Source organism: Candidatus Pseudothioglobus singularis PS1, assembly GCF_001281385.1.
Lineage (GTDB): Bacteria > Pseudomonadota > Gammaproteobacteria > PS1 > Pseudothioglobaceae > Pseudothioglobus > Pseudothioglobus singularis.
In genome coordinates, this window is the sequence record NZ_CP006911.1 from 1,697,531 (window position 1) to 1,714,148 (window position 16,618).

Consider the following 16,618-nt stretch of genomic DNA (forward strand, 5'->3'; position numbering starts at 1 on the left):
ACTATGCATCAAAATAGAAGGGGTCATTAACCATGGCACTGCTTATATTTTTTTCCAGACCCGCATGGGCAAGGATCGTTTCTTCCAACTTTTAAGTTTTTAATGGGTTGTTTTGATGAGACCACTCTCCGTGGAGGCGCAGCTTTTCTAGGGAGAGGTTTTGGGCTTTCCTCTTGCTTTTGCTCTTCAAGGATTTCTTGCTGCTTTGAACTAACTTGCTCAAGATTCACACTACAAAGCGCCTGAACAATTTCAATATTAATGGTATCAAGAAGCTCAGTAAACATAGAAAATGACTCACGCTTAAACTCCTGAATTGGGTTTTTTTGGCCTATTGCGCGCAAATTAACACTTTGTCGGAGCTGGTCCATAATGGCCAAATGCTCCTTCCAATGATGGTCCAGAGCTCTTAGCATAACCGCTTTTTCAAATGTTCTCATCATCTCAACACCAAGGTTATTTTCCTTGGTTTCATGAGACTTAAGAAAGCCTTGCTGAATCATTTTTAACATTTCATCGACATTCATCCCCTCATCAAGCATCCCCTGAAGAGGAATATCAGTTCCATAAGATTTTAACAAAGTGCTTTTTAGGCCTTCAACATCCCAATCTTCTTCTGCAACCCTGGGTGAGATATGAGCGCCAAAAAGATCACTAATAACATCATCTCTTATTGTTTCATAACGAACCTTTACATCTTCAGTGCCCATCAGCTCATCTCTTAGTTCATATACTACCTTTCTTTGATCATTCGCAACATCATCATATTCTAGAAGGTGCTTTCTAGCGTCATAGTGCATTCCTTCAACCTTCTTTTGAGCATTGGCGATTGTCTTATTGAGCCAGCTGTGCTCAAGAGCCTCTCCTTCTTTCATGCCGAGCTTTTTCATCATACTTGCAGTTTTTTCAGAAGCAAATATCTTCATCAAATTGTCTTCTAAAGACAAGTAAAATCTGGTTGAACCAATGTCTCCTTGCCTTCCAGCGCGCCCTCTAAGCTGATTATCAACACGTCGTGATTCGTTTCGCTCAGTACCAACAATATGAAGCCCTCCTGAATCAATAACAGCATTATGCTTGTCTCTCCAAGCATTCTTTTCAGGCTCACCGGCATCTTCAGCTGGCCTGCCGCCTAAAACGATATCAGTTCCTCGTCCGGCCATGTTAGTTGAAATTGTAACGGCGCCCGGGGCTCCTGCATTTGCAACAATCTCAGCCTCCCTCTCATGCTGTTTTGCGTTAAGGACCTCATGTTTAATTTTATGCTTTGTAAGCAAAGCTGATACGCTTTCTGAACTCTCTATGCTGTTGGTGCCAACCAAAACAGGCTGCTTCCTAGCTTGACACTCCTGAATGTCTTTAACCACTGCATCAAGCTTTTCTTGCATAGTCCCATAAACTAGATCTGAATGATCAACTCTTGAAGACTTTGTATTTGGAGGAACAACAACAACCTCTAAGCCATAAATATCTTGAAGCTCTGAAGCCTCAGTTTCTGCAGTACCCGTCATCCCAGAAAGCTTCTCATAAAGCCTAAAATAATTTTGATAAGTGATTGATGCTAAGGTTTGGTTTTCTTTCTTAATACTTACATTTTCTTTGGCTTCTATCGCCTGATGAAGCCCCTCAGACCACCTTCTTCCTTCCATTGTTCTGCCGGTAAACTCATCAACAATCACAACATCATCATTCTGAACAATGTAGTCTACGTTTTTTTGGAATAAAACGTGCGCTCTAAGCCCAGAAATCAAATGCTGAAGTAAAATAATATTGCTTGCATCATAAAGACTAGCTCCCTCTTGCAAAGCCCCAGCCTCTATGAGCATATCTTCAGCTTTTGTGTGTCCATCGTCACTCAAAAAAACCTGTTTATGTTTTTCGTCAATAGTGTAATCGCCTGGTATTAGAATCTCAACTTCCTTGCCTTCCCCTTTTTCAGTTTGAAGTGTAAAGCTAGGAATCATTTTATTAATGGCTTTGTATGCCTGAGCATGATCTCCGGTCGGACCAGAGATTACTAGCGGAGTTCTTGCTTCGTCAATTAGAATTGAATCAACTTCATCAATAATTGCAAAGGAAAGCTCTTTCTGCATTTTTTGTTCTTGGGAAAAGGCCATGTTATCTCTAAGATAATCGAAACCAAGCTCATTGTTAGTTGCATAGGTGATATCACAAGAATAGGCTTTTTGTTTTTCCTCTCCAGACATTCCTGAAACTGAGGTTCCAACAGTAAGCCCCAAAAAAGAAAAGACTTTTCCCATCCATTCGGCGTCTCTGGATGCCAAGTAGTCATTGACTGTGACGATGTGAACTCGCTTTCCAGTTATTGCGTTTAGGTAGGCTGGAAGAGTTGCAACAAGCGTCTTGCCTTCACCAGTTCCCATCTCTGAAATACTGCCCTCATTAAGAACCATGCCGCCAATAAGCTGAACGTCATAGTGTCTAAGGCCTAATGTTCTCTGACTTGCTTCTCTAACTAGTGCGAACGCTTCTGGCAAAACACTCTCAACAGACTCATTTTCCTTAAGCCTTGCTTTGAATTTTTCAGTCATTGATGACAAATCACTATCACTCAAAGACTTCATCTGTTCTTCTAGCGAGTTGATCTTATTGACCTGGCTATTGTACTTTTTAATTAGCCGGTCATTGTGCGACCCTAAAACCTTTGATAAAACATTATTTATAATACTCATGGAAGAACGAAACATTAGTAGACAAAACTGTGGTATTTTCTCATATATGCAAGATAAAACAAAAGAAAACCCTACAAATTTTAAAGCTGAAGGCAAACTAGGAACAATGTTCGAAAAAGCAAAGTCACACAATCGCTTTAATTCTGAATTTCAATCCCAAGTTCCCACTGAGCTAAATGGCCTCACTCTTTCTCTTGTTGATGATCAAAAGGTCTTTCTCATTGCCGAGAACGCTTCTGTTGCCTTTCGCGCCAAAAGACAAAAAAAGCTGCTTATCTCAATCATAAGAAAAATTGATGGCCTCTCTGATACAAAATCTTTAGCTGTTAGAGTTGATGAAAAAAAATACTAGATTAGTTGAATACTTTTAGCTTTTAAATATCAGCCCTTTACTTTATAATAATACGGTTTTTCACCAAATATCATTCGGAATTTTAATGTCAGAACAAACAATCGACCTAAAAAAACGACGTTTTTTAACCAAGGCTACCAGTGTAGTTGGCGCAGTTGGTGTTGGCTTTGCAGCATGGCCTTTTTTGTCAACCTGGAAACCGTCGGCTAAAGCTAAAGCAGCTGGGGCGCCTGTAGATGTTGATATTTCTAAATTAGAGGCTGGTCAGCTTGTTCGCGTCTTATGGCGCAAAAAACCTGTTTGGATATTTAAACGTGATGAAAAAGCTTTAGAGTCTCTTGACTCAGAGGACCTAATCAGCAAGCTTGCTGACGCTGATGGAACTGGCAACTCTAAAAGCCAACAGCCTGGCTACGTTACAGCAAACTATCGCTCAATTGAAAACAAAGAAAGTGTTGCTGTTATTGTGGGCGTTTGTACACATCTCGGCTGCTCACCAACCTATAGACCAGAGCCTGGTGCAGCTGATCTTGGTGGAGACAGCTGGAAAGGCGGTTTTTATTGCCCATGTCATGGCTCTAAGTTTGACCTTGCTGGAAGAGTTTATGCAGGTGTGCCTGCCCCAACCAACCTAGTAATACCTCCCTATCAATACGTCACTGATTCATTGATTCGTGTTGGCGTTGACCAACAAAATACATAAGAGAAAACATGAATAATAAGCAAAGCTGGATAGACCAAAGATTTCCATTAACTAGGGTTATTAATGAGCATTTAGCAGAATACTATACGCCTAGAAACTTTAATTTCTGGTATTTCTTTGGTGGCTTAGCAGTGGTGATGCTTATAATGCAGTTAGTTACTGGGATATTCTTAACCATGCACTATAAGCCTGATGCAGAGTATGCTTTTGCCTCAGTTGAGTATATTATGAGAGACGTTGAATGGGGCTGGTTTATACGCTATATGCATTCGACAGGAGCGTCTGCTTTTTTTGTAATAATTTATCTTCATATGATGCGTGCCCTTTTATATGGCTCTTATAAGGGGCCAAGGGAATTGATATGGATACTTGGCATGGTGCTATATATTCTTTTATTAGCTGAAGCTTTCATGGGCTATGTTTTACCTTGGGGGCAAATGTCGTTTTGGGGCGCCCAAGTAATTATTTCACTTTTTGGCTCAGTCCCGATTGTAGGGCCAGATCTATTAGTTTGGATTTTGGGTGATTATGCTGTTGGTGATTCGACTTTAAATCGTTTCTTTTCATTGCATGTTGTTGTTATTCCACTTATTCTTGTTGTTCTTGTCTTTTTGCATATTGTTGCTCTTCACCACGTTGGATCAAATAATCCAGATGGAATTGAAATAAAGAAAAATAAAGATGCGGATGGAATTCCAAAAGATGGAATCCCCTTTCATCCATACTTCACAATTAAAGATAGTGTTGTTGTTGTTGGGTTTTTATGGATATTTTGTGCAGTTGTTTTTTATGCGCCAGCCCTAAATGGGTATTTTCTTGAAGCTCCAAACTTCATTGAGGCTAACCCACTTAAAACGCCAGAACATATTGCACCATTATGGTACTTAACCCCCTATTACTCTGTATTAAGGGCAATCCCTCCCCTGTTTGGTTCACAATTCCCTGGAGTATTAGCAATGTTTGCAGCGCTTGGAGTGTTTTTCCTTCTTCCTTGGCTAGACAGGAGCCCAGTTAAATCAATACGTTACAGAAGTCCTATTTATAAATGGATTCTTGGGATTTTTGTTGTAAGCTTTATTATTTTAGGTTGGCTTGGTGTTCAACCAGTTACCCCTTTATATGCTTTACTAGCTCGTATTTTTACGACCTTGTATTTTGCTTTTTTTATCTTAATGCCCTGGTTTAGCACCCTTGGAAAAACCAAAGAGGTTCCAGAAAGGGTTACTGAATAATATATGAGAATAAAATTAAAATTAATAGTTGGCCTTTCTGTTCTTCTTTTTTCTGTAAATATTTTTGCTGCAAGTAAGGTTCATTTAGATCATGCAAATACTGATATTTTTGACGAAGCCTCTTTGCAAAATGGGGCCAAACTATTCATGAACTATTGCTCAGGTTGTCATGAGATAAGCTTAATGCGTTACAATCGAATTGCTAAAGACCTAAACCTAACCGAAGAGCATGTTGCTAAAAATCTAATGTTTGCAGGAAATAAAGTAGGGCAATCCATTACTTCAGCTATGCCAGAAGATGCTGCAGCGAAATGGTTTGGAGGCGTCCCACCAGACCTATCTTTAACTTCAAGATCAAAAGGAACTGACTGGATTTACACCTATCTACGAAGCTTTTATGATGATGAAGAGCGAATTTTTGGGGTAAACAACACAGTCTTAGTAAATGCCTCTATGCCAGATGTCCTATGGTCGCTTCGAGAGTCTCAATCTGAGTCAGAGTTTGATAATAGTGTTCGTGACATAACAAACTTTTTAGACTATGTTGGCGAGCCAGCGAAATTAATAAGGCTACAGCTTGGTAAATGGGTTCTATTATTCTTAAGCATCCTATTTATCCTGGTTTATCTTCTCAAAAAAGAATACTGGAAGGATGTCAAATATGGCATTTGGAGACCTCGCGACTGATTTCTGATACAATCTTTCATAATCATCCTTTGTCATTAAAACGGCAAGGGACTTTTTTTTAATTCGGTAAAAACTATGCTAACAAAACCCAATCCGGCCTCAACAACCCTTTATTCTGCATCACAAGAGCTAGAATCTCATGCTGTCAGATTTATTATGGCTCACAAGTCGATAGAAAGACAAGTCATAGAACTAAAATTTGATGAAATGCCAGAAGAAGTGCTTGAGCTTAATCCTTGCGAGACGCTTCCCACTCTTTTTGACAGGGGGATGGTTTTATATGATCTTTCAGTTATCATGGAATACCTTGATGAACGCTTTCCTTTCCCGCCGCTTTTGCCAGTAGATCCAATTGAAAAAGCCGAAAAAAGGCTTTTGATCTACCGCTTCACAAGAGCAGATGGATGCTGGTATGAGCTTGTCTCGAAAATTCTCAATGGAAACAAAAAAGAAGCAGATGCTGCTAGAAAAACATTGAATGGAAACTTATTAGAGCTTCTCCCTTTGTTTTCTCATAAGCCTTACTTTAAAAGCGAAACAATGACACTTGTTGATGTTTGTATTGCACCAATCCTTTGGAGGCTAGATCTTCTAGGAATCTCATTAGGCGAAAAAGCAAAGCCAATCAAAGAATATGCAAATAGGCTTTTTGAAAAAGAAGGTTTTCATGATAGTTTGACTTTTGCTGAAAAGGACTTTAACTAGAGACAAATGCCAGGCGTTATTCCCTACTTAATCCGAGCATATTGCAACTGGATAGAGGATAACAATCTCACTCCATACGTCTTAGTAAGGGCCAAAAGTAAGGGCCTTTCAATTCCTGATGGGTTTGAAAACAATGGAAAAATAGTCTTAAACATTAGCGCTTCAGCAACTGCTGATCGACTTATCAATAACGAAATCATAAGCTTTAAAGCGCGCTTTAATGGCAAGTCCCAAAAGATTATTGTTCCCTGTGAAGCTGTGATGTCTATCTATGCCAATGAGAATGGCGAGGGAATGCTTTTTGACAACAAAGGCATTAGTTCAGATAAGGGGGATAAAAAACCAAGCCTTACGATACTAGATTAGTTTTTCAACCTCTAAATAAAATAACTCAGAATTTTTAATCGAAAACTTTAGAACAGGAACGTCTGTATAAGAGCGAAGCGCTTCAAGATTTGAAAGCGTATTCTCACGAACCTCATTAAGAACGACGAAAGCAATTTTAAGTTTTTTGCTGAGAACAGCGTCGATGGCCAACAAAGCCTGGCTTATTGCTCCTAGCTCGTCCTTAACAATAATAATAACTGGCAATTCAAGCTGAACAGCAAGATCCGAATTGAGGGCTTTGTCTGCAATCGGTGAATAAAACCCACCTGCCCCTTCAACAAAAACAAAACGCTCACCAACTCCATCATTGCAGGCGTATACCAAGTCTTCAAGGCCTAAGGATTTTCCAGCATCCAAACTAGCCTCTTCAGGGCTCGCCTCAAGTTCAAAACAATAAGGACAGACTTGACTTAAACTCTCTCCGGAACCACAAGCCTCGTTGAGCTTCACCGCATCCTTTGGAAAATAACTTCCGTCTACCAACTCACAGTCCGTCTCTACCGGCTTCCTTACAACGACTTTTCTTTTTTTTCTAAGCTGCTTTATTATTTCAACAGAAACTGTGGTTTTTCCAACCTCTGTATTGCTTCCAGTAACAAAAACTCCATTCATAGCAACATTTTAGACGAAGTTAATGACTCCCAAGTCATCATAAAAGTATAATGTCGACAATGCAAAATAATCTTAAAACAAGTTTTTGTGGGATGTCCCTTAACTCCCCAATCGTTCTGCTTTCGGGGTGTGTTGGATTTGGAGAAGAATACACCAGAATAAAAGGGTTCTCTAACTCTCATGTAGGCGCAGTTTGTTTAAAAGGCACTACTCTAGAACCCAGACTAGGAAATAAAACACACAGGGTCGCCGAAACTCCAAATGGAATGCTTAATGCAATTGGCCTTCAAAATCCAGGAACTAACTCAGTCATTACTGATATTTTGCCCACTTTAGATAAAGATGAAACTAAGTTTATTATTAATATTTCTGGTTCTAGTGTTGAAGAGTATGGTGAGGTAGCTAAGCATTTTGATGATACAGATATTGATGCAATTGAGATTAATATCTCTTGTCCCAATGTCAAAGAAGGAGGCGTAGCCTTTGGAAATGATCCTGATATGTCCTTTAGAGTTGTAGAAATATGTCGCAAAAATACAAGCAAGCCTATTATCACAAAACTTTCGCCCAACCAAACTGATATTGCCTCAAATGCACTTCGGTGTATTGATGCTGGAAGTGATGGCTTAGCTGTAATAAACACAGTCATGGGTATGGCTATAGATATTGAAAAACAAAAGCCCATAATTGGGAATAATCAAGGCGGACTTTCTGGTCCAGCAATAAAGCCAATAGCACTTCTTAAGGTTCATCAGGTCTACCAAGTCAGCAAAAACCATAATATTCCTATTATTGGGCAAGGCGGAATAGTTAATGCACAAGACGCAATCGAGTTTATTATTGCAGGAGCAGATACAATAGGAATTGGCACTGCTTTGTTTTATGACCCGCTGGTCTGTCAAGAAATTAATGCTGGAATTAGTCAGTATCTAGAAAAACATGAAATGAATAGTGTAGGCTCGCTCGTTGGAACTCTCAACTTAAATTAAAACTAAACAATGCAACAAGAATACAACGCCAAAAAAATCGAAAGAGAGGCTCAAAATTATTGGGAAAAAAATAACTCTTTTGTAGTTACAGAGGACGAAACTAAAGAGAAATATTATTGCCTATCTATGTTGCCATATCCCTCTGGGAGACTCCATATGGGACATGTAAGAAATTACAGTATTGGTGATGTTATATCAAGGTATCAAAAGATGCTGGGTAAAAACGTTATGCAGCCAATTGGATGGGATGCTTTTGGCCTCCCAGCAGAGAATGCTGCTATAAAAAATGAGGTGCCGCCTGCAGGATGGACTTATGAAAACATAAGCCATATGAAGCATCAATTAATCGAATTAGGTTTTGGCTATGACTGGTCGCGAGAGCTAGCAACCTGTCATCCAGAATACTATCGATGGGAACAATGGTTCTTCATTAAGTTATTTGAAAAAGGCCTAGTCTACAAAAAAAAGGCTGTTGTAAACTGGGACCCCATTGATCATACAGTACTTGCTAACGAACAAGTTGTGGATGGTTGTGGATGGCGCTCGGGCGCTCCCGTTGAGAAAAAAGAGATTTCTCAGTGGTATATGAAAATAACTGATTATGCAGACGAGCTCTTGGCAGACATTCAAAAACTTGATGGTTGGCCTGATGCTGTTAAAATGATGCAAACTAACTGGATAGGTAAATCAGTTGGTCTAGATATTGAGTTTAAGCTTAATAACGCAAATTCAATTACAGTCTATACAACAAGGCCAGATACGCTCTATGGCGTTACATATCTTGCCATCGCTGCAGAGCACCCTCTGGCAATAGAATCCGGTAAAAAAGATAAACAGGTTCAAAAATTTCTTGATGAATGCAAAAAAATGGAAACTGCTGAGGCTGCAATCGAAACCATGGAAAAAAAGGGTGTTGATTCTGGACTCACGTGCATCCACCCCCTAACTGGGGAAAAAACTCCTATCTGGATTGCAAACTTTGTTTTAATGGGCTATGGCACTGGAGCAGTTATGAGTGTTCCAGCCCATGATCAAAGAGACTATGAGTTTGCCAATAAATACAATATTCCTATTAAAGAAGTGATTGCTGACTCCAATGGCCTAGTTGATATAAGCGAAGAAGCATTCGTTGAAAAAGGAATTCTTATCAACTCTGGTGAGTTCTGTGGCCTTGACTTCGGCGTCGCATTTAAGGCAATAAGCCAAAAACTATCGAGCCTAAAAATGGGTGAAGAAAAAACTAATTATCGCCTAAGAGATTGGGGAATTTCAAGACAGCGATATTGGGGTTGTCCAATTCCAATAATAAACTGCCCTTCTTGTGGGGCTATTCCAGAGTCTCTTGAAAATCTCCCGGTTCGACTCCCAGAAAATGTGGCAATAGATGGAGTGGGTTCACCACTTAAAAAAATGCCTGGTTTTTATAAGACGCCTTGTCCAAAATGTGGAATAGATTCGGAGAGAGAAACAGATACCTTTGATACTTTTTTTGAATCTTCTTGGTATTTTGCACGTTACACCTGTGTTGATCAGAAGGATGCGATATTAGATGAACGAGCCAATTATTGGCTTCCAGTAGACCAGTATATTGGAGGCATAGAGCACGCCATATTACATCTTTTATACTCACGTTTTTTTACAAAACTCCTGCGGGATGAGGGCATTGTAAAGACAAATGAGCCGTTCACCAATCTTCTCACTCAGGGGATGGTGCTTAAAGATGGGGCCAAAATGAGCAAATCAAAAGGCAATACAGTTGACCCAGAAGAAATGATTTCAAAATACGGGGCAGACACCGCACGACTCTTTATTTTATTTGCTGCTCCTCCAACTCAAGATCTTGAGTGGTCAGACACGGGCATCGAAGGCTCTCATAGGTTTATAAACAAATTTTTTCGACTTGTAAGTAGTTTTGTGGAGTCAAAAAACAGCGTTGTTGTTTCAAAAATAGATACCTCTAAGCTTACAGAAGAGCAAAAAACAATTCGTCAAAAAACCCATTTAGCCCTGCAAAAAGTAGGCGATGATTTTGGAAGAAGGCATTCTTTTAATACCGCAATTGCTGCTATGATGGAGTTAAACAATACGCTATCAAAATATAATGATGACTCACGAGAAGGGGCCTTCATAAAACGAGAGGCAATTGAGATAATGGTTAAATGCCTCAGCCCCGTTATGCCTCATGTTTGTCACCACCTTTGGTTTTTGTTGGGAGGGAAAGAAGCGGTAGTTAACTCAAGCTGGCCTATAGTGGATGATTCAGCCCTTGTTCAAGAAAATGTTCAACTAATAGCCCAGGTTAATGGAAAACTACGGGCAAAAATAGAAGTGCCATTAGACTCCGAAAATAAACTTGTAGAAGAGGCAGCGCTTTCAGATGAAAGAGTTTTAAAGTTCACTGAAGGCAAAGCAATAATCAAAGTAATTGTTGTTCCAAATCGACTAATCAACATTGTTGTAAAAGACTAAATATCTAATGGATCGTGCTTAATGCTTAAGCATTTTCTCTACTTGCTCTCTTAAAATTAGCTCCATTACAAAGCCCATCTTTCCGCCTGGAACAACTAACGTATTGGGTCGGGACATAAATGAGCCTGCTACCATATCTTGTAGGTAAACAAAGTCACAATACTTGTGGTCCTGAAACCTAACAACGACAAAACTTTCATCTTGAGTTGGTATGTCTCTTGCTATAAAAGGATTAGACGTGTCAACAGTTGGAACTCTTTGAAAATTTATATGGGTTCTTGAAAATTGGGGGGTAAGGTAGTTTATATAATCCCACATTCGTCTATGGATTGTGTCAACAGTTGCCTCTGCACTATATCCTCTTTGCTCTTTATCTCTATGAATTTTTTGAATCCACTCCAGATTCACAACGGGCACCACGCCTATCAGTAAATCAACATATTTAGCTACGTCGATGTTTCCATCTTTGACGCCCCCATGCAGGCCCTCATAAAACAATAAGTCACTATCTCTTCCAACATCTTCCCACTCGGTAAACTCACCAGCATTTTTCCCAAAAGGAGCCCCCTCTTCATCAGAATGAATATAGTAGCGTCGATCACAATGCCCTTTTTCACCATACTGTTTAAATGTTTTTTCAATCAGATCAAAATGATTTGCTTCAGGACCAAAATGACTAAAGTACTTATTTCCTTTTTTATCTTCAAGCTCCATTGCAGTCTTCATCTGTTTGCGATCAAACTTATGAAAACTATCACCCTCAATAATAACTGGCCTAGCACCAACCCTTCCAAATATATGATTGAATGCATTTTTAACAGTCGACGTTCCAGCTCCGGAAGAGCCAGTTATAGCGATAACAGGATGTTCTTTTGACATAACCCTACCATTTGTAAGTAATTAAAGTAATTATCTTACAAATGCGGTCAGGTGGTTAGTAAATAAATTCGTAACTCGAATTAATTCAATTCAAGTTATTAGTTTACTAAATTAGAAGTCGAGGTTGTCTACCTTAAGTGCATTTTCTTCAATAAAGTTTCTTCTTGGCTCAACCTCGTCACCCATAAGTGTTGTAAAAACATCGTTTGAAGCAATTGCATCTTCGATTTTAACTTTAAGCATTACTCTAGACTCAGGATTCATTGTAGTATCCCACAACTGATCAGGATTCATTTCTCCAAGCCCCTTATATCGTTGAAAACCCTGTCCCTTTCTTGCCTCAACCAAAAGAAAGTTGAGGGCGGTAGTAAAGTCTGGTGTTTTTACCTCTTTTGCGCCTTTCTGAACAAATGTTTCGTCAGTAAACATACTCTCAACCTGGCTTGAGTACTTTTCTATATTTTTATATTCTCTTGATTCAAAAAAACCTACATCAAGAACAGATGTACTTGTTTCAACACCATATGTTTTCATCGAATAAATCACGCTATTGTTTGAAAAGCTTAGATCGTGACTCTCAGACATGGAGCTACTATTATTCATTTTTTGTTGAAGAGACTCACACCATTCTTTAGCTTTCTTTGGATCATTTAGGTCCATCTTTGGCATTCCTAGAATAGCCCTTAACAAAGGCTCATTGTATTTTTTACCAAGTTTTACAATAATCCCAATAGACTCATAGTAGCTTGATACAATTTTTTCAAGTGCAACACCTTGAATTGCTGGAGTATCGCTATTAACAAAAAGATTAGCATCATGGATAGCCTCTTGTTGCAAATACTCATCAAGCTCTGCATCATCTTTTAAGTATCGCTCTTGTTTTCCTTTTTTGATTTTATATAAAGGCGGTTGTGCAATATAAAGATAGCCATTTTCAATAAGCTCAGGAAAGTGTCTATAAAAGAAAGTTAATAGAAGGGTTCTAATGTGGGCGCCGTCTACATCAGCATCCGTCATAATCACAATCTTGTGGTATCTGAGTTTTTCAATATCATATTCTTCTTTGCCAATTCCGCAACCCAAAGCAGTAATTAAAGTACCAACTTCTTGGGAGGAAAGGATTTTTTCAAATCTAGCTTTCTCTACATTTAATATTTTTCCCTTAAGAGGAAGAATTGCCTGAGTTCTTCTATCTCTTCCTTGTTTAGCAGAGCCTCCCGCTGAGTCCCCCTCAACAAGGAAAATTTCTGATTCAGCAGGGTCTTTTGTTTGACAATCACTCAACTTTCCAGGAAGGCCTGCAATATCTAAAGCACCTTTTCTACGGGTCATTTCTCGGGCTTTTCTGGCTGCGTCGCGCGCCCTTGAGGCCTCGAAAATTTTACTTATTATGATTTTTGCTTCTGCGGGGTTTTCAAGAAGATATTCTCCAAGCTTTTCGTTTACAGAAGACTCAACAGGCGCCCTAACCTCTGAGGAAACAAGCTTATCTTTAGTTTGGGAAGAGAATTTTGGGTCAGGAACCTTAATGGAAAGTATCGCTGTTAAACCCTCTCTGGTATCTTCTCCGGTAATAGCTGCTTTTTCTTTTTTAGCTAGTCCTGAGGCATCGATAAAATTATTAAGTGTTCTAGTGAGGGCGGCCCTAAGGCCTGCAAGATGGGCTCCTCCATCTCTTTGCGGTATGTTGTTTGTAAAACAATAAACGCTCTCTTGATAAGAATCACTCCATTGAAGCGCAACATCAACTGAGATGTCATCTTTTTCTGTAGCAATGGAAATAATATCACTATGTATAGGGTTCTTTGATTTGTTTAAATGCTCAACAAAGGCTGTAATTCCGCCCTCATAAACAAAGACATCTTTTTTATCAGACCTTTCATCATTGATCTCAATGTGTACGCCTGAATTTAAAAATGAAAGCTCTCTTAATCTATTAGAAAGTGTTTCAAACTTATAAACGGTTTCTGTAAAGATTTCTGCACTAGGCTTAAAATGAATTATGGTTCCAGTTTTATCTGTTTTTCCTGTTGTCTTTAATGGCTCTTTAGGAACGCCCAACACATAGTCTTGCTCATAAATATCACCACCCCTGAAAATAGTCAAATGAAGCGACTCAGACAAAGCATTTACTACTGAAACACCAACCCCATGAAGCCCCCCAGATACCTTATAAGAGTTATCATCAAACTTACCTCCCGCATGCAGGATTGTCATAATAACTTCAGCGGCAGATATTTGTTCTTCAGGGTGAATGTCTACAGGAATACCTCTTCCGTCATCAGTAACTGATATGGAGTTATCATCGTGGATTACAACTTCAATTTTGGAGCAATGGCCGGCTAAAGCTTCATCAATTGAGTTATCGACAACTTCGAAAACCATGTGGTGTAAACCTGTACCATCATCGGTATCGCCAATATACATTCCAGGGCGTTTCCTAACAGCGTCCAAACCCTTTAAAACTTTAATATTGGAGGCTTGGTATTCTTCGGTCATAACTGCCCCTTTAAAAATAAATTTATTATACCACGGCTGCGTTGTTTAGCGCCATTTCATCTGTATTTTTTAAGTCTAATTATGTATTAAAAAAAGATCGTTATAAACCCTTTAGAACGCCTTTTTTAATTTCAAAAATGGTTGTCTTTTTGGGGTCTAAGGGTAAGTCAATGTTGCCAATATCTGAAATAAAAATTTGAATATTGATTTCAGTTAAATAATCAATAATAGACTTAATTTTGCTTTGGTCAAGTTCTGATGAAACATCATCAATTAATACAATTGGTTTTGTTTTGTTTTGAACAAGAATCAAAACTTGAAGCATCCAAAAAACAATTGACATTTTTTTCTGCTCACCTCTTGAAAGAAAGCTTTCGTTTCTTTTGTTTAAGAGATATTCAATATTCGCCCTATGGGGTCCATAACTCAAGTATTTAGTTTTAAAAAAATTTGTTTTATTTTTTAAAAGATACTCTAATATTTTTACCTGACTAAGGGGATCAACCTCTTTTGGCCAGCCTGTTTGAATGTGAAAAGTAAAATTATCATTAGCTTTAATTAAACTATTGAGTCTTCCCTTGGATTGGTCGTTAAGGAGAGTTTTTAACTGCTCCACATAATCCATACGGCCCTTTGTAATGTCTACAGAAAGACTTGCAAACTGTGTAAACCACTCGTCAAGCTCTCCTTTGTTCCCGCTTGTGAGCAGCGTGTTAATGTTTTTAAGGGTTTTTTTATAAGTTTTATATGCTGTAAGTGTTTCGTTACTTTTATTATGAAAAACCCCCCAATCAAGATAAGATCTTTTTAATTTGGGAGACCCCCCTACAACAAATCCACGATCTGGTGAGATAATTTGTATCGGAAGAATTTGGCTTAAAAGACTATTACTAGAGATTTTTTCTTCGTCAATTAAAATCTGGCTTTTATCGCGAGATTTTATAATACTGACTTTTTGTTTGTCTACAAGTGCGGTTATTTTTATTTGTTGCTCGTCAAATGGAATGATGTCTTTTAGGTTTTTAGTCTTAAATGACCTACTATGTCCTAAGTAATATATTGATTCAATGAAGTTTGTTTTGCCTTGGCCATTTTGTCCAATTATTAAATTGATGTTATTGTTGGGCAGCAGATATTGATCTGTCAAATTTCTAAACTTTAAAACATGCAGCTTTTCAATAATTGCCATTAAAGCACAACAACTATATTCTCATTGGCATAATAATATATTGATAACTTTCGTCACCGACAGCACTTAATAAACACGATTTGTTTTCACCTCCTGGTATGACCATGTTCACCTCTTTAGAAGTTAGTTTTTCAAGAACTGAAATTAAATAATGAATATTAAAAGCAATTTCTAGTTCTTTTTCTTGCTTCGTTACCTCAATTTGGGTTTCAGCTCTACCTCTCTCTGAGTGAGAAAAAATACTAAGCTTGTCTTCTCTAAAAACAAGTTTGACACCTTTAGTTCTCTCATCTACAAATATTGAGGCTTGCTGCAAGCTAGATAAAAAGTCTTCACGATCAATAACAATAGTGTTACTAAAATCAGTTGGCATTACTTGTTTATAGTTTGGAAAATTACCATCGATCAAACGGCTGATAATTTTACTACTAGAGTCAACTAATGAAAAATAATTATCAGATAGGTGTATTTCAGCAATACTTTGTGTGCTTTTATTCAGTAGTTTAGTTAGTTCTAGTACTGCTTTTCTAGGAAGAATCACTGTCTTTTTTTCTTCTAAACTACTTTCTTGATTGACCTCGCCGATTGAGAGTCTGTGCCCATCTGTTGCAACCACTGTTAAAGAGTCTTTATTTAGTTCAAAAAAGAGACCGTTTAAATATGCCCTAATATCCTGATTTCCCATTGAAAAACTAGTGTTTTCAATTAACTTTTTGAGTGTATCTTGCTTAATTTTGATAATACTTGAGTTTTGAGTTTTAGGAAGGGCGGGAAAGTCTAAGTGATTAAAAGTATTTAGTTCAAACGTATTTTTGTTAGCATTTAGATAAACTTTGTTCTCTTCTATTTTAAATTTTATTTGGGTTTTTTCTGGGAGTTTTCTTACAATGTCAATCAAGTCTTTTGCATAAATTGTAAAGGTGACTTCTGAATCACTTATGATTTTATTTGAAGCACTGATTTCTAGTTCCATATCAGTGGTTGTTAGTGTAAGTTTGTTGTCTTTTAATTGAATTAGTACGTGAGAGAGTATTGGTAAAGTTTGTTTTTTCTCAACTACTCCAATCACAGTTTGCAACGGCTCTATAAGTTCTTCAACGCTTAATTCAGTGTTCATAAGTTGCCTTTCTTATTAAATTAATTATTGTTATTATTAGCTGATCTATTATTTGTTAATTACTTTCTTTTTTTGAAAATAATCAATAGTTTGTGTTGTGGTTAT

The 16,618-nt window shown here is 38.1% G+C and carries 14 protein-coding genes; 8 read left to right on the forward strand and 6 right to left on the reverse strand.

Annotated elements, in window-relative coordinates:
* Positions 1-26 precede the first annotated feature (26 nt).
* Positions 27-2,693, reverse strand: coding sequence for a preprotein translocase subunit SecA (gene secA / locus W908_RS08590; protein ID WP_470250166.1), 2,667 nt, complete (start codon positions 2,691-2,693; stop codon positions 27-29).
* Between secA and W908_RS08595 the strand changes: the two genes are divergently transcribed.
* The 6 genes from W908_RS08595 to W908_RS08620 all read left to right on the forward strand — a co-directional run bounded on the left by W908_RS08595 (position 2,692) and on the right by W908_RS08620 (position 6,738).
* The gene (locus W908_RS08595; RefSeq protein WP_236849149.1) at positions 2,692-3,045 is read left to right on the forward strand and encodes a hypothetical protein; all 354 of its coding nucleotides are present in this window, start codon (positions 2,692-2,694) and stop codon (positions 3,043-3,045) included. The genes secA and W908_RS08595 overlap by 2 nt on opposite strands.
* Positions 3,046-3,130: 85 nt before the next feature.
* Positions 3,131-3,748 carry a ubiquinol-cytochrome c reductase iron-sulfur subunit gene (petA, locus tag W908_RS08600; RefSeq protein WP_053820751.1) on the forward strand — a complete coding sequence of 206 codons (618 nt, stop codon included), beginning with the start codon at positions 3,131-3,133 and terminating at the stop codon, positions 3,746-3,748.
* A gap of 8 nt (positions 3,749-3,756) precedes the next feature.
* Positions 3,757-4,980 carry a cytochrome b gene (locus W908_RS08605; RefSeq protein ID WP_053820752.1) on the forward strand — a complete coding sequence of 408 codons (1,224 nt, stop codon included), beginning with the start codon at positions 3,757-3,759 and terminating at the stop codon, positions 4,978-4,980.
* Positions 4,981-4,983: 3 nt separating this feature from the next.
* A complete protein-coding gene (locus tag W908_RS08610) occupies positions 4,984-5,667 on the forward strand; it encodes a cytochrome c1 (RefSeq protein WP_053820753.1) in 684 nt (227 codons plus the stop codon).
* Positions 5,668-5,742: 75 nt separating this feature from the next.
* Positions 5,743-6,372, forward strand: a complete 630-nt coding sequence (locus tag W908_RS08615) for a glutathione binding-like protein (protein ID WP_053820754.1) — start codon at positions 5,743-5,745, stop codon at positions 6,370-6,372.
* 6 nt (positions 6,373-6,378) lie between these two features.
* On the forward strand, positions 6,379-6,738 hold the full coding sequence (locus W908_RS08620) for a ClpXP protease specificity-enhancing factor SspB (RefSeq protein WP_053820755.1): 360 nt from the start codon (positions 6,379-6,381) through the stop codon (positions 6,736-6,738).
* Here W908_RS08620 and bioD read toward each other — a convergent pair.
* Entirely contained in the window at positions 6,730-7,371 is a 642-nt protein-coding gene (gene bioD, locus W908_RS08625) for a dethiobiotin synthase (protein WP_053820756.1), read from the reverse strand. The genes W908_RS08620 and bioD overlap by 9 nt on opposite strands.
* A gap of 50 nt (positions 7,372-7,421) precedes the next feature.
* Between bioD and W908_RS08630 the strand changes: the two genes are divergently transcribed.
* The gene (locus W908_RS08630; protein WP_053820757.1) at positions 7,422-8,360 is read left to right on the forward strand and encodes a dihydroorotate dehydrogenase; all 939 of its coding nucleotides are present in this window, start codon (positions 7,422-7,424) and stop codon (positions 8,358-8,360) included.
* A 9-nt stretch (positions 8,361-8,369) separates the two neighbouring features.
* Positions 8,370-10,829: a leucine--tRNA ligase gene (gene leuS, locus W908_RS08635; protein ID WP_053820758.1), complete on the forward strand. Its 2,460-nt coding sequence runs from the start codon at positions 8,370-8,372 to the stop codon at positions 10,827-10,829.
* 18 nt (positions 10,830-10,847) lie between these two features.
* Here leuS and W908_RS08640 read toward each other — a convergent pair whose 3' ends face one another.
* The 4 genes from W908_RS08640 to dnaN form a co-directional block, all read right to left on the reverse strand.
* Complete coding sequence (locus W908_RS08640) at positions 10,848-11,708, reverse strand: phosphoribulokinase (protein ID WP_053820759.1); 861 nt, start codon at positions 11,706-11,708, stop codon at positions 10,848-10,850.
* A 111-nt stretch (positions 11,709-11,819) separates the two neighbouring features.
* Positions 11,820-14,207 (reverse strand): DNA topoisomerase (ATP-hydrolyzing) subunit B, encoded by a 2,388-nt coding sequence (gene gyrB / locus W908_RS08645; protein ID WP_053820760.1) that lies wholly within the window; start codon positions 14,205-14,207, stop codon positions 11,820-11,822.
* A 100-nt stretch (positions 14,208-14,307) separates the two neighbouring features.
* Positions 14,308-15,396: a DNA replication/repair protein RecF gene (recF, locus tag W908_RS08650; protein ID WP_053820761.1), complete on the reverse strand. Its 1,089-nt coding sequence runs from the start codon at positions 15,394-15,396 to the stop codon at positions 14,308-14,310.
* A gap of 13 nt (positions 15,397-15,409) precedes the next feature.
* Positions 15,410-16,513, reverse strand: a complete 1,104-nt coding sequence (gene dnaN, locus W908_RS08655; protein WP_053820762.1) for a DNA polymerase III subunit beta — start codon at positions 16,511-16,513, stop codon at positions 15,410-15,412.
* Between the last annotated feature and the right edge of the window lie 105 nt (positions 16,514-16,618).